This window comes from Rossellomorea sp. GQ25 (genome assembly GCF_059758515.1).
Genome location: NZ_JCAXEQ010000006.1, coordinates 81847 through 93878 on the forward strand (window position 1 = coordinate 81847; position 12032 = coordinate 93878).

A 12032-nucleotide genomic window follows, 5' to 3' on the forward strand; every position below is an offset into this window, starting at 1 on the left:
GGGAGGGAATTGTAAGTGACGGTCTTAACTAAACGGATCAAAAAGGATAGCAGGGCATTAATACAAGACGATGAAACGAAAGAATTGCTTTCGCGCTCATTGCAATACCTTAAAGCTGGATATCCTGTACATTTTACAGGTCCTTCCGGAGCCGGAAAAACGTCTCTTGCACTTGCATTGGCGAAGAAGAGAAAAAGACCGGTGATGCTCATGCACGGAAATCATGAACTAAATAACAAAGACTTAATCGGTGATTTTACAGGTTATACAAGTAAAAAAGTTGTCGATCAATATGTTCGATCTGTTTACAAAAAGGATGAAAGTGTCACCGAGACATGGAGAGACGGACGTTTACTTGAAGCAGTAAAGAATGGGTATACCCTTGTATATGATGAATTTACAAGATCACAGCCGACAACGAATAATATCTTTCTATCCATTTTAGAAGAAGGAATCATTCCTTTATATGGATCGAAGCTAACTGAACCTTTTATTCGCGTACACCCGGAATTTGCAATTATATTTACTAGTAATCCTGAAGAATATGCAGGGGTTTATCAAACACAGGATGCTCTCCTGGATCGGTTAATTACCATTAGCGTAGATTACAAGGGAGCAGAACAAGAGGCAATGATTGTATCGGAAAAAGCAAACTTGGTTAAGAGTGAAGCAAGAGCGATTACAACACTTGTCTCTACATTACGTGATCAATGTACCAACGAAATGAACGGACCGAGCTTGCGTGCTTCCTTAATGATCGCGAGGCTCGCCATTGAATCAGACATCCCCATAGACGGTAAGGATTCAGACTTTCAACGTCTATGTATTGATATAGTAGCACACAGTGTAAGTCGATGTATCGACGGAGAAAACTCACAAGAAAAAGCAGAACAATTAATTATAGATGCATGCCAACGTATGAAGATATCTGAGGAATAAAGGAGAGTTTCATGATGAGTAAGGAAGAAATGGGAATTTATATATTTTGTGCCATTCAAACAGAAGAAGACGATCATTTTGGCTCGATTGAAATTGAGGGCGAGGAACGCGAGACGTTCACGATCAATTATAAGGACGCCGCTATGGTAGCAGCAGAAGTACCGATGAAAATCTATCATCCTAAGAAGCAAAATTTGCTCATGCACCAAGGTGCCGTATCCCGGGTGATGGATCAAGAGGATACAGTTATCCCAATCAGCTTCGGGAATGTATTTAAATCAAGAGACGATGTGCAAGCCCTGCTTGAAAATCTTTATCCTCAGTTCGAGACCCTTTTCCCGGCAATTAAAGGAAAAATCGAGCTAGGCTTAAAGGTTATCGGTAAAAAGGAATGGCTTGAAGCGATGGTCAAAGAAAACCCGCAGGTAGAAAAAATGGCATCTGCCGTTAAAGGGAAATCTGAATCTGCCGGGTATTATGACCGTATTCAGCTTGGGGGAATGGCTCAGAAGCTATTTGCTTCCCTACAAAATGAGGTGAAGCAAGAAGTCTATGCCCCCCTTGAGGAAACAGCCGTATCAGCAAAGGCAAATGACCCTTCAAGTGAGAAAATGCTTCTCAACGCTTCTTTCTTAATTGATCGGGACCAGGAAGAATTATTCGATCAAAAGGTCAATGAAGCTCATGAAAAATGGAAGGATAAGGTCGAATTTAACTACAGCGGTCCTTGGCCGGCTTATAATTTTGTCAACATACGCTTAAAGGTTGAGGAAGGCTGATGATTCATAAATTGGTGAGTGCACCAATTAATTTAGTCATTAAAGTCGGAGAGAAGATCAAAGAAGAAGCAGACAAAGAATTATACGACCTTCCTACCATTCAACAAAAATTGATTCAGCTTCAAATGATGTATGAATTAGGTGAAATTCCTGAAGAAGCATTCCAGGAAAAAGAAGATGACCTGCTGACAAGATATGAAATTGCGAAACAGATGGAAATGGAGCAATGGGAAGAATTAACGAAAAAGAAATAAGGGTGATCAGATGAGCGATTTACTTTATTTATACGGCTTAATCCCGACAAAAGAAGCAAACAAAGAAAGCCTTCCCTCCATGAAAGGATTTGATGGAGAAGGTGAACTATATACGATTGAAATTGGTGAAGTGACAGCGATTGTTTGTGATCTGCCACCGAATGAATATTCAGAAGAGACCATTAAGGACAAAGTCGATAACGACATGGACTGGCTTCAGGTAAAGGCGTTTCATCATCACGAAACCGTACTGATGGTTTCAAAGATGTATACCATCATTCCCCTGAAGTTCTGTACATTGTACAAGAACGAAGAAAGCCTTAAGTCCACGATAGAAGGCAATCGAAACAAGCTGGAAACGACCTTTACACAACTGGATGGCAATGAAGAGTGGAACGTCAAAATCTACTGTGATGATAAGGTTCTGAAGAAACAAGTAAGCGAAAGTAACCCGTCTATCGAAGCCAAAAGAAAAGAAATCAGTGAATTACCAAAGGGCAGGCAGTTCTTTGAAAAGAAAAAAATCGATCAGCTGATTGACCGGGAACTTGAAAACGAAAAGAATCGACTCTGTGAAGAGGTTCATGAAAAGCTGAAAGAACATTCCCTCCATGGAAATATCAAAAAAAATTGGAGTAAGGATGTAACCGGCAGACAAGAACATATGGCTTGGAATAGTGTATTTCTCCTTCCAGTATCTAATGTTGATGAATTTGTAGAGGAAATTAAGCAATACGAAGAAGAACTGGGACACGCTGGTTGGAAAATTGAAGCATCGGGACCTTGGCCACCTTATCATTTTTCTAGCTTTTCTTAATCACAAAATAAGGAATGAGAAATATGACCGTAAGAGAATCGATCGAGAACAAAGATATAGCCCTTATAGATATTTTAGATGTCATTCTCGACAAAGGCGTGGCGATAAAGGGAGATTTGATTATATCCATTGCAGGTGTCGACCTCGTGTATTTAGACTTGCGAGTGCTGATTTCCTCAGTTGAGACATTGGTTCAACATAAGCAAGGGACGCGTAAAACGGTAACGTCCGATCAATTCGATAAAGAAAGGGAGGGATTGATTCATGCCACAGGCCAGCGGGACAAATGGGCGAATTAATTTCGACCCGGAAAAAGCAGAACAAGGCTTAGCGCAACTTGTATTGACCGTTGTAGAACTATTAAGACAAATCGTCGAGAGACATGCAATGCGGCGTGTTGAAGGCGGTACTTTAACGGATGAACAAGTGGAGAATCTGGGCATTGCCCTTATGAATCTGGAAGAAAAAATGGAAGAGTTAAAAGAGGTATTTGGTCTTGATGCAGAAGACTTGAATATAGATCTTGGCCCTTTAGGGAGCTTAATGTAATTCCGGTTAGGGAGGTTACACGATGGGTATGGAGCATCCGGTACAATCCAGCACAATTGTGGATGTATTAGAAAAGATATTAGATAAAGGCGTTGTCGTAGCGGGAGATATTACGGTGGGAATTGCCGATGTCGAACTGCTTACGATTAAAATCCGCTTAATCGTTGCTTCCGTAGATAAAGCAAAAGAAATAGGCATGGACTGGTGGGAAAATGACCCCTATCTAAGTTCAAAAGCCGCAGATAACAACACGAAAGCACTTGAAGAGGAAAATAAGAAATTACAAGAGCGATTAGAATCGCTTGAAAAGAAACTGGATACGAACCGTCTTAACCAGGCGGAAACAAACTAATTGGAGGTTTTACCGATGGCAGAAAAAAATACGCAAAACACAACAGTTGAGAATCAAGGACAAGAAAAAAATACTACACAAGAGAACCAAACAAGAAGAAGCGGACCTATTAAGAGAACCGTAGCTGGAAGCCTGTTGGGAGCAACGGTAGGATACCTGGCAACACCTGAAAACGGGAAAAAACTTTTAGACCGTATCGATCAAGAGAAAATAAAAAGCAAAAGCCTGGACTTCGGGAAAGCAGCAAAAGAAAGATCCAGAAAAGCCGCTGTGACACTAAAATCATCAACAGCCAACCTGTTTAAGCGTGATAAAGATGAAGAAGCACCTGAAGACACGGAAACGGCCGTAAATTCAACTGAAACGAACAGCTCTGAAGAAGAGTCGAACCAGGACTATGACGCCCTTAAACAAGAAAATGAAGAACTTCAGAACCGTTTGCAGCAATTAGAAGAGAAAATGAATCAAATTGCCGCGACTCGTGAAGATGGAAGTGATGAAGAGGAAGCCGAGGATGAAGAAGAAACCTCTTCGAAAAAGAAAGCTTCTAAAAAGTCTAAAGAAGAAGCGACTGATGAAGAGGATGACGAAGAAGACCAAGACACCAGTGAAGACGAAGAAGATGAAGATGAAGATGATAGCGACGATGAGGAAGAAGCCTCAAGCAAGAAGAAAGCAAACGGTAAATCAGGCTCTACAAAGGGCAAGAAACGTTCTACCCGCAAGACAAGCGCTAAAAGTAAAAAATCCGCTAAAAAAGATAATGATAAAGATGAAGATCAAGAAGAAGAAGACACAACACTCTCTACCGAAGACGACACAGTAGCTTAACGAAAAAGGAGATGTGAAAATGAGTTTAGAATCAGGTACAGGGAAGGATAGCATCTTAGAATTTTTTGTACAAGCATCAAACAAGCATGACTTTTCATTAGACATCACGTTAAACGTCAAGGGAGCCGTCATAACGGGTACACTTGTTTCCGCAAAGGAATACTTCGACTCATTAAGTGAAACCTTTGAGGATGGCAGTGAAGTGGCTCAGAAGCTAAGTGAGGAGCTGGCAAAGGCCGGGGAGTCCGTTGATGAAAATCAAAGCGCTGAAGCCCATTATATTCACTTGAAAAACACAAAGGTATACTGTGGCGACAGCAAGCCAACCCCTTCAAAAGGGAAAATTATGTGGCGTGGTAAATTAAGTGAGATAGATGGATTTTTCTTAGGGAAGATTTCGGAGTCGAAGAGTAGTAAGGAATAGGTGGAAAAAGCAAATGGCTTAAACGTCATTTGCTTTTTTACATCTCAATTAGTTTATGGCAGACTGGGATAGTTCCAGAATGAATGCTTACGTTTTCCTAAGGGGAAATTATCAGGCAGAGTATAGCTTGTTTGACTGTTTATTACCCCAATTATTTCCCGGGAGAAGTAATTAGATAAATATTCATGTTTTCAAAAAGGGGTTTTTACCTTTTGAAAAATGGGTAAATAATCTATAACAAAGGAGGTTACCTGCATGAAACGTTTAATTGGAAGACTGATCAAATGGGGACCTATTATTTACCCGTTTTATAAGAAGTATCGAAATAAAAGAAGACATAAGAAATCTATGACGTATTAAGAGGGCAGCCAACATTGGCTGTTTTTTTTATACATCTTTAAAGGCAAAAGAAAACCCCTGGGATCCAGGGGTTTCAGTGTTCTTAATGAGAAGTCTTTCTCATTCCTCTTAGCAGTAAGCTTAACAGGAATACAAAGATGATAGCTCCGAGTAAGGCCGGTATGATGGCGATTCCTGCAAGTGATGGTCCGAAGCTTCCTAGGAGTTCTCCGCCGATCCATGCACCGATAATACCTGCGATGATGTTTCCGATGATTCCACCAGGAACGTTTTTACCTAATATAAGACCAGCTAACCAACCGATGATTCCACCTACGATTAAATACAAAATAATACCCATTTTTCTAACCTCCATGTAATGTTTTTTGTGATGTGTTGTTACTGGTTTAATACCCTTTTAATGTGGAATTAAAACCTAATAGGTCGTCACTTGGAAGATTTTTTGCAAGACATACATGACATATTTAAAGGCAGGTAGTTTATCCTGATATTTCTCATATTTAACAGTGTAGGTGCCATTTTCGTTGTTCCAGATACGGTTAAAGTACTTATCAATATTTGACATGGTTTTGCTATCAGTTGGGGCCACAATCTTTATGTTTTCTTCTAAGTTATAATCATCTAAATTTCTAGATGTGTAATTACTGGATCCTCCAATGACCATACTCTCTTTTTCCCCTTTTATATAAATGAACTTAGTATGGTATTGTTCCTTATTGGTGTTGTACCAACGAATCGTAATATGGTCATTGTCTAAGTTGTGCAACTCTGATGCGATTGGCAGGTTGGGTAACCCAATCTTTTCTTGACCGAAGGCATTCTGATTGGGATCCAGAACTAATCGTACCTCTACTTCACGGGCAGCAGCATCCTCTATGGCATCGATAATGTCTCGATCTGCAAGATAGAACATCCCGATCCAGACTTCATCCCCTTTATTTGCTTTCTTCATAGCATTTACGACACTTGTTTGAACTTTCTTTTCAGTAAGGATTTGTGCTTTAACGGAGGTCTCTGTAGGGGAAAGCTTTTTAATAGACTGATCTAATTCTTCCTCGCTAGGAAATGCCTCTACGTTGCCCCCTGAAAATGTAGCCACTGCCTTTTCGGCTTTCACCATGTCCTTAAGAATTTCCCCTTTAACTGTGAACCCTATATTTGAGTGAAAACCGCTAGCGTCATGGGCGTTGGCGGAAAGGATAAGTCCTTCATTCTCTGTAATGACGACTTTTCGGTGATTTGCCTTTAAATTTAATAGTTTCAAATAAGATCTCATGGTTACCTTAGGTGCAGATGAGGCCATGGGGTTTGGAAGCCATCCGTATCCATCCTGACCGAACCAGCCTAAGGTGGCCCTCCATACACCTGAGTATAAGATGTTAGGATCTCTGAGGCGGTTTAAATCGGTATAAATGACTTCAGCCCCCAGGTCTTCTAAAGGTTCCAATTGTTTAGCGGTATGGGATCCGTACGTGGTGTTGACAACATCACTGATGAAGACGACCTTCAGATCAGGTTTCTTTTTCATCTGTTTTTGAATCGTTTTCGATAATGTTTCACTGATCCTGGGGTACTCACGATCACCCTTTGTGTAACCATTTACTAAAAATAAGTCTAGAATAAGAAAATCTTCTGCTTTTTCGATGGTTCGATAGACTTCATCAAAGATTGAATGGTCATAAAGCTCTTTCCCGTCCTTCTGATACGTAAGGTCGTATAAGAACTTTACATCCTTTTCAGGTATGGTATAGGTGTTGCCGGTATATGATATCCCCGGAGGTAACGGCTTTACCCGGTGGTAAAACATGACAACTGTAAGGATCAATATGATGACACCCCAGATCCACCAGCTTTTCTTCTTATACCACTTTTTCTTTGCTTTCAATTGAATTCCCCTGTTCTATTGTTTTTCTTACTATACCCTTAATGGTAGTGGGGGAATCCATACAGGATAAGATCTTCACTATTTTTTAGTAAATAATAGGTCCAGGCAGATACTCTGCCTGGACCAGATCTTAATGATGGTTGATTCTTTGGCGGTATAAAAACAATAGAAAAAGGGATAACGTCATTAATCCGATCAGAACAAGGAATGTATTCTGAAATGAACTTACCGGGAATTCTGCTCCGCCCATCTCGACAATGATTCCTCCCAGAACAGAACCAGACGCACTGCCTACGAAATGGGTAAGCTGTTTCATGCCGATTCCTGAAGCAATCAGCTCATTACTCATGACACGGGATACTTCGTTGGTCGTGCTTGACGAAAGACTTGAGAAGCCAAAGCTTGTGAACATATAAGCCAGCATAATCATGTATTCACTTTGGGGTGATAAGATATAAAAGATGACGGTTGAAATGATCAGAAGGATATGTGCAAGGAACATCACCCTCATATTTCCATACCGATCAATCAGTCTCCCTACATAAATGGCTGCCACTGCTGACAGCATCGCGCCTGGAAAGATAATGAATCCCACGGTTGTCGGATTTTTCCCGAACACATGCTGAAGCATCAAAGGCATGACGATTAGAATGGCAAAGTGAGTGGCGAAACCAAGGAAACTCATATATAAAATCTGGCGGTATCCTTTGTCCCGTATCAAACTTGGTTGAATAAAGGGTAGTTCGATTTTATGGATTCGAATCCATAGTCCTCCAAAGAACACGACGGCACCTGCGAAATAATACCAATGGAAAGTTGAAATAAATAGCAGAAAGAATGTAATTCCGACTCCGGTCAAAAGTCCTCCCCATACATCAAAATACCCTTTCCTGGTCGTCTCATTCGGCAGGAAGCGGTATAGTACAGGTATCATTCCAAGAACACATAACGTAATTAAGAATAAATAATTCCAGCTGAAATAATCCGTAATCACTCCACCTACGACGGGTCCTAATCCAAATCCGAGGGAAGAGGCAGAAGCGATCATAGCTAAAGCCCGACCGCGTCTTGCCATCGGGACAAATCGTCCGGCAAACACCATGGATAGACCGGGAATGGCTGCGGCACCTGCTGCTTGGAATAAACGAGAGAGCAATAGCCAGGTAAAGGTATGAGCAAAGAAGCCTATGAACGATGCCAACCCGAAAATGGAGATGCCCACGATAAGCAGCCTCCTGATCGGAATATAGTCTGCCAGGCGCGTGTACGTAATGGTGCAAATGGCGAGCACGATGGAATATCCCGATACGATCCAGGCTCCTTCAGAAGGGGCTAAAGAGAATTCCTTTAAGACATTGGGGAGTGCTACATTAAACATGGTGGTATTCATGACAACCAGCCAGACGGTTAAGCTCAAGAATAAGATTGTTTTGGTATAGGAAGGAGATGCTTGTGCATGTGGTTCTGCAGTCATTTATAATCACCTCCATTAATGTTTAGATACTCGAAGTAATATACCACAAAAAGCCTGGTTGTGAAATGAATTCGCTTTAGCGTGAAAACGTTTAATTTATATAAAATAGTCTATTATAAAAGGAAAATATAGGAGGAGATACGTATGACAAATCTCAATATAAAGGCTTTTGTATTCGATGCGTATGGAACGTTATTCGATGTTCATTCCGTCATAGAAAAATGTAATCAACTTTTTCCGGATAAAGGGGAAGAAATCAGCCAGGTATGGCGTCAAAAGCAATTGGAATATAGTTTTTTACGTCAATTAATGGGGACGTATACGACTTTTTTTATGATAACTAAGAATGCACTCCATTATGCCTGTAAGCAAGTAGAGGTGGACCTTACTGAAGAAAAAGAGAAGGAATTGCTGGATGCTTATTTAGAATTGAACAACTATGAAGAAGCAGGGAGTGTATTGGAAGAACTGAAACCCTATCAAAAAGCCATTTTTTCCAATGGTTCCCTGGATATGCTTTCACCTCTGGTGGAGCAATCTCCCTTTGGGCATTTACTGGATGAGGTTTTGACAGTTGATGAAGTGAAGCAGTTTAAACCGACCCCGATGTCTTACCAGCTTGTTCTTGAAAAGCTCGGGGTGAGAAGAGAAGAAGTTCTGTTTATGTCTTCTAACCCATGGGACATTGCAGGGGCGACGAACTTTGGATTCTATACGGCATGGATTAATCGTAAGGATAATGTGATGGATGAATTAGGGGTGAAACCGCACTTTGAATACAGGGATTTAACCGGTATTCTGGAACATATGAGTTAAAAAGGGGCGGAGGTTTCAGCCTCTGCCTGTTAGTTAGTTTTTGGGCAAATGAATTGAGTTCGTGGCGTTCGCTTAGAAACTGCACCACGACAACCTTCTTATTCCACTTGGAGTTTCGAATGCTATCAACTTCAAGAATCTTCCCCCTCCCTTCCTTTTAGAATTCGTTGTATAGTACAGATAGATTAATAGCCTGGAATGAATCGATCATAGAAGACTAATTTGATTTTTTTGTAGGAATATCGGCTATGTATATCGAAATCTACTACGTAAATAAATGGGAGGATGAACATGACTGAAAAGTTGATTCCTGTATCTGGTGTAGAAGTAGACTCTAAAACGAAATGTAAGCATTACCGAACCCAAAAAGATATCATCGCAATTAAATTTAAGTGCTGTAACACGTACTATCCTTGTTATAAATGTCATGACGTTATCGCAGATCATGACCCTATTGTTTGGTCAAAGAACGAGTGGAATATGAAAGCGGTACTTTGTGGAGAATGTAAAAATGAGTTAACCATTTTACAATATATGAATTGTCAATCAGTCTGTCCTCATTGTCGAGCCTCCTTTAACCCCGGGTGTCAGAGTCATTATCATCTATATTTTGAAGGATGAATTTTGGTGAAAGATCTATAACCGATGCGTGTTTCACGTGAAACGAAAGAGGTGAAGAAATGGAACTAGCGACGTTTGCTGGTGGCTGTTTTTGGTGTATGGTAGAGCCTTTTGATGAGCAGGAAGGAATTAAACGAATTGTATCCGGCTATACAGGAGGTACATCCCCAAATCCGACATATAAAGAAGTGACGTCAGGGGAAACAGGACATTATGAAGCGGTACAGATCACGTTTGATCCTATTCAGTACCCTTACGAGATGTTGCTGGATCTATACTGGAAGCAAATTGATCCGACTGATTCAGGGGGACAGTTTAAAGATCGGGGTGACTCTTATCGTACAGCCATTTTTTATCATAACGATAATCAACAAAAGCTTGCTGAAGATTCAAAACTTAAATTGGAGCAAAGTGGTATTTTTGCAAAGCCTGTTGTGACGAAGATTCTCCCTGCAAGCGAGTTTTATCCAGCTGAAGATTATCATCAGGATTTCTATAAAGAAAATGCCTTCCGATATGCTTTATATAAGCGTGGATCCGGGCGAGAAGATTTTTTGAAAAAATACTGGCCAAAAGATCGATCCCATTTAAAGGAACAGTTAACAGAAAGGCAATACTTCGTTACCCAGGAAAATGGAACAGAGCCACCTTACGAAAATGAGTATTGGGATAACACGGAAGAAGGTTTATACGTTGATATCGTTTCGGGTGAACCTTTATTCACTTCCAAAGATCAGTATGATAGTGGGTGCGGCTGGCCCAGCTTTACAAAGCCCGTCATGGATTCAAGTGTCAAAGAACAATATGACGTATCGCATCGTTCGACCCGGGTAGAAATAAGAAGCAGGGAAGCAGACTCTCATCTCGGGCATGTATTCACTGACGGACCTGGTCCTAAGGGTCTTCGTTATTGTATCAATTCTGCTTCTTTACGATTTATTCCTAAAGAGAAATTAAAAGAAGAAGGTTATGGGGATTTTTTAATTTTGTTTAGAGGCGGATAAAAAGAAATGGCAGCACAAGAGCACCATGCCTTTTTATCTTTTTATCTTCTCTCCAACCTTTTCCCAAAGATGTTCGATTCCCTGTACCCGCTAAATGGATGTGATGGTTCCCTGGTGCAAGCCCTCATGCCAGTTAGCGAAGGAAAGAACTTCATCTAAAGTGGTAAACGTAGTATGTTCACCAAGGACAAACGGCTTTTCTCCTGTTTCATCCAAGCGACCGGAGAACGCTTTTTTCATCCTTTGCGGTTGTGCCTCCAGTTTCTCAGGAATTTCCTTCAGTGAAGGAGGTGTGAGCGCATTCCAGGTGTCAGGGCTCGTATTGAAGCCAAATAGCTCCCCGTATTCAGGTGGAAGTGTTTTTCGGTCGTTTTCCCCTATAAAGGAGAATAACAGGTTTTCCTGAGACAGTAGGATATGTCCTAAATTCCATCGGATAGAATTTCTGAATCCAGGAGGCATTTCATCCGCCTGTTGTTCTGTTGTCGCATCGAGAGCAGCCAATGTGCGAAGTCGGATGAATTCCATTTGTTGAAATAACATTTGTTCTTGCATCATATATTCCTCCTAATCAATTTCTCTATAACGTACTCGAGGTTCGAAGTGAGATTCCTCTACGGAAAGATGAACTGATTATCAGGAGAAATAAGAAAAGAATAACCTGACGCAGCGTTACTGCCGGTTATTCTTCATTCAAACAGCTAGTCGTTACTAGTCTTGTGGTCGGTTTTTCTTCGTATTCGCTTGCCCGGTTGTAAACTCAACTAATTCAGAACTCGTTCGATTTCCTCTTTTAGCATTCGTATTGCTCTGGGCATTACGGTTACCTTGTTTTGTACGTCCCATTCAGAATCCCTCCCAAAATAGTAACTCAAGCATTAATAGTGTGAGGCATTATCCAGGAAATATTCTTCTCTTAGATACGAC

At 40.8% G+C, this 12032-nt stretch carries 18 protein-coding genes; 13 read left to right on the plus strand and 5 right to left on the minus strand.

Annotation, left to right across the window (positions count from 1 at the left end):
* Positions 1-15 precede the first annotated feature (15 nt).
* The 10 genes from gvpN to yxzF all read left to right on the plus strand — a co-directional run bounded on the left by gvpN (position 16) and on the right by yxzF (position 5305).
* A complete protein-coding gene (gene gvpN, locus AC6CIB_RS18145; protein WP_498283028.1) occupies positions 16-939 on the plus strand; it encodes a gas vesicle protein GvpN in 924 nt (307 codons plus the stop codon).
* A 14-nt stretch (positions 940-953) separates the two neighbouring features.
* Complete coding sequence (locus AC6CIB_RS18150) at positions 954-1718, plus strand: GvpL/GvpF family gas vesicle protein (RefSeq protein WP_498283030.1); 765 nt, start codon at positions 954-956, stop codon at positions 1716-1718.
* Positions 1718-1972 (plus strand): gas vesicle protein GvpG, encoded by a 255-nt coding sequence (locus AC6CIB_RS18155; protein WP_498283032.1) that lies wholly within the window; start codon positions 1718-1720, stop codon positions 1970-1972. Before AC6CIB_RS18150 ends, AC6CIB_RS18155 begins: the two co-directional genes overlap by 1 nt.
* Positions 1973-1982: 10 nt before the next feature.
* Positions 1983-2789: a GvpL/GvpF family gas vesicle protein gene (locus AC6CIB_RS18160; protein WP_498283034.1), complete on the plus strand. Its 807-nt coding sequence runs from the start codon at positions 1983-1985 to the stop codon at positions 2787-2789.
* 23 nt (positions 2790-2812) lie between these two features.
* Positions 2813-3088, plus strand: a complete 276-nt coding sequence (locus AC6CIB_RS18165) for a gas vesicle protein (protein ID WP_044340208.1) — start codon at positions 2813-2815, stop codon at positions 3086-3088.
* Positions 3054-3338, plus strand: coding sequence for a gas vesicle protein K (locus AC6CIB_RS18170; RefSeq protein WP_148970611.1), 285 nt, complete (start codon positions 3054-3056; stop codon positions 3336-3338). The genes AC6CIB_RS18165 and AC6CIB_RS18170 overlap by 35 nt, the downstream gene beginning before the upstream one ends.
* Positions 3339-3360: 22 nt before the next feature.
* Positions 3361-3690, plus strand: coding sequence for a gas vesicle protein (locus AC6CIB_RS18175; protein WP_498283036.1), 330 nt, complete (start codon positions 3361-3363; stop codon positions 3688-3690).
* Positions 3691-3705: 15 nt separating this feature from the next.
* Positions 3706-4521: a GvpT/GvpP family gas vesicle accessory protein gene (gene gvpT / locus AC6CIB_RS18180; RefSeq protein ID WP_498283038.1), complete on the plus strand. Its 816-nt coding sequence runs from the start codon at positions 3706-3708 to the stop codon at positions 4519-4521.
* Between the two features lie 19 nt (positions 4522-4540).
* Positions 4541-4945 carry a gas vesicle accessory protein GvpU gene (gene gvpU, locus AC6CIB_RS18185; RefSeq protein WP_498283040.1) on the plus strand — a complete coding sequence of 135 codons (405 nt, stop codon included), beginning with the start codon at positions 4541-4543 and terminating at the stop codon, positions 4943-4945.
* Positions 4946-5200: 255 nt separating this feature from the next.
* Positions 5201-5305 (plus strand): small protein YxzF, encoded by a 105-nt coding sequence (gene yxzF, locus AC6CIB_RS18190; protein WP_498283042.1) that lies wholly within the window; start codon positions 5201-5203, stop codon positions 5303-5305.
* Between the two features lie 82 nt (positions 5306-5387).
* On the opposite strand, the gene AC6CIB_RS18195 is transcribed toward yxzF, so the two are convergent.
* The 3 genes from AC6CIB_RS18195 to AC6CIB_RS18205 form a co-directional block, all read right to left on the minus strand.
* Positions 5388-5645: a GlsB/YeaQ/YmgE family stress response membrane protein gene (locus AC6CIB_RS18195; RefSeq protein ID WP_098438646.1), complete on the minus strand. Its 258-nt coding sequence runs from the start codon at positions 5643-5645 to the stop codon at positions 5388-5390.
* Between the two features lie 75 nt (positions 5646-5720).
* Positions 5721-7190, minus strand: coding sequence for a phospholipase D family protein (locus AC6CIB_RS18200; RefSeq protein WP_498283044.1), 1470 nt, complete (start codon positions 7188-7190; stop codon positions 5721-5723).
* Between the two features lie 130 nt (positions 7191-7320).
* The gene (locus AC6CIB_RS18205) at positions 7321-8664 is read right to left on the minus strand and encodes an MFS transporter (RefSeq protein WP_498283046.1); all 1344 of its coding nucleotides are present in this window, start codon (positions 8662-8664) and stop codon (positions 7321-7323) included.
* A gap of 144 nt (positions 8665-8808) precedes the next feature.
* On the opposite strand from AC6CIB_RS18205, the gene AC6CIB_RS18210 reads away from it, so the two are divergent.
* From AC6CIB_RS18210 to msrB, 3 genes are all read left to right on the plus strand, one after another.
* Positions 8809-9480 carry a haloacid dehalogenase type II gene (locus tag AC6CIB_RS18210; RefSeq protein WP_498283048.1) on the plus strand — a complete coding sequence of 224 codons (672 nt, stop codon included), beginning with the start codon at positions 8809-8811 and terminating at the stop codon, positions 9478-9480.
* Positions 9481-9771: 291 nt separating this feature from the next.
* A complete protein-coding gene (locus AC6CIB_RS18215; RefSeq protein WP_498283050.1) occupies positions 9772-10101 on the plus strand; it encodes a CHY zinc finger protein in 330 nt (109 codons plus the stop codon).
* Positions 10102-10160: 59 nt separating this feature from the next.
* The gene (gene msrB, locus AC6CIB_RS18220; RefSeq protein WP_498283052.1) at positions 10161-11105 is read left to right on the plus strand and encodes a peptide-methionine (R)-S-oxide reductase MsrB; all 945 of its coding nucleotides are present in this window, start codon (positions 10161-10163) and stop codon (positions 11103-11105) included.
* Between the two features lie 90 nt (positions 11106-11195).
* Here msrB and AC6CIB_RS18225 read toward each other — a convergent pair whose 3' ends face one another.
* Both AC6CIB_RS18225 and ypzF read right to left on the minus strand, forming a co-directional pair.
* Positions 11196-11660, minus strand: a complete 465-nt coding sequence (locus AC6CIB_RS18225) for a DinB family protein (protein ID WP_498283054.1) — start codon at positions 11658-11660, stop codon at positions 11196-11198.
* Between the two features lie 156 nt (positions 11661-11816).
* Positions 11817-11951: a protein YpzF gene (gene ypzF / locus AC6CIB_RS18230; protein WP_258549622.1), complete on the minus strand. Its 135-nt coding sequence runs from the start codon at positions 11949-11951 to the stop codon at positions 11817-11819.
* Positions 11952-12032: the final 81 nt, after the last annotated feature.

Bases quoted from the DNA above. Each gene is read 5' to 3' on its own strand.
- AC6CIB_RS18150 (WP_498283030.1), top strand. From the start codon at position 954: ATGAGTAAGGAAGAAATGGGAATTTATATATTTTGTGCCATTCAAACA.
- AC6CIB_RS18155 (WP_498283032.1), top strand. From the start codon at position 1,718: ATGATTCATAAATTGGTGAGTGCACCAATTAATTTAGTCATTAAAGTC.
- AC6CIB_RS18160 (WP_498283034.1), top strand. From the start codon at position 1,983: ATGAGCGATTTACTTTATTTATACGGCTTAATCCCGACAAAAGAAGCA.
- AC6CIB_RS18165 (WP_044340208.1), top strand. From the start codon at position 2,813: ATGACCGTAAGAGAATCGATCGAGAACAAAGATATAGCCCTTATAGAT.
- AC6CIB_RS18170 (WP_148970611.1), top strand. From the start codon at position 3,054: ATGCCACAGGCCAGCGGGACAAATGGGCGAATTAATTTCGACCCGGAA.
- AC6CIB_RS18175 (WP_498283036.1), top strand. From the start codon at position 3,361: ATGGGTATGGAGCATCCGGTACAATCCAGCACAATTGTGGATGTATTA.
- gvpT (WP_498283038.1), top strand. From the start codon at position 3,706: ATGGCAGAAAAAAATACGCAAAACACAACAGTTGAGAATCAAGGACAA.
- gvpU (WP_498283040.1), top strand. From the start codon at position 4,541: ATGAGTTTAGAATCAGGTACAGGGAAGGATAGCATCTTAGAATTTTTT.
- yxzF (WP_498283042.1), top strand. From the start codon at position 5,201: ATGAAACGTTTAATTGGAAGACTGATCAAATGGGGACCTATTATTTAC.
- AC6CIB_RS18195 (WP_098438646.1), bottom strand. From the start codon at position 5,645: ATGGGTATTATTTTGTATTTAATCGTAGGTGGAATCATCGGTTGGTTA.
- AC6CIB_RS18205 (WP_498283046.1), bottom strand. From the start codon at position 8,664: ATGACTGCAGAACCACATGCACAAGCATCTCCTTCCTATACCAAAACA.
- AC6CIB_RS18210 (WP_498283048.1), top strand. From the start codon at position 8,809: ATGACAAATCTCAATATAAAGGCTTTTGTATTCGATGCGTATGGAACG.
- AC6CIB_RS18215 (WP_498283050.1), top strand. From the start codon at position 9,772: ATGACTGAAAAGTTGATTCCTGTATCTGGTGTAGAAGTAGACTCTAAA.
- msrB (WP_498283052.1), top strand. From the start codon at position 10,161: ATGGAACTAGCGACGTTTGCTGGTGGCTGTTTTTGGTGTATGGTAGAG.
- AC6CIB_RS18225 (WP_498283054.1), bottom strand. From the start codon at position 11,660: ATGCAAGAACAAATGTTATTTCAACAAATGGAATTCATCCGACTTCGC.
- ypzF (WP_258549622.1), bottom strand. From the start codon at position 11,951: ATGGGACGTACAAAACAAGGTAACCGTAATGCCCAGAGCAATACGAAT.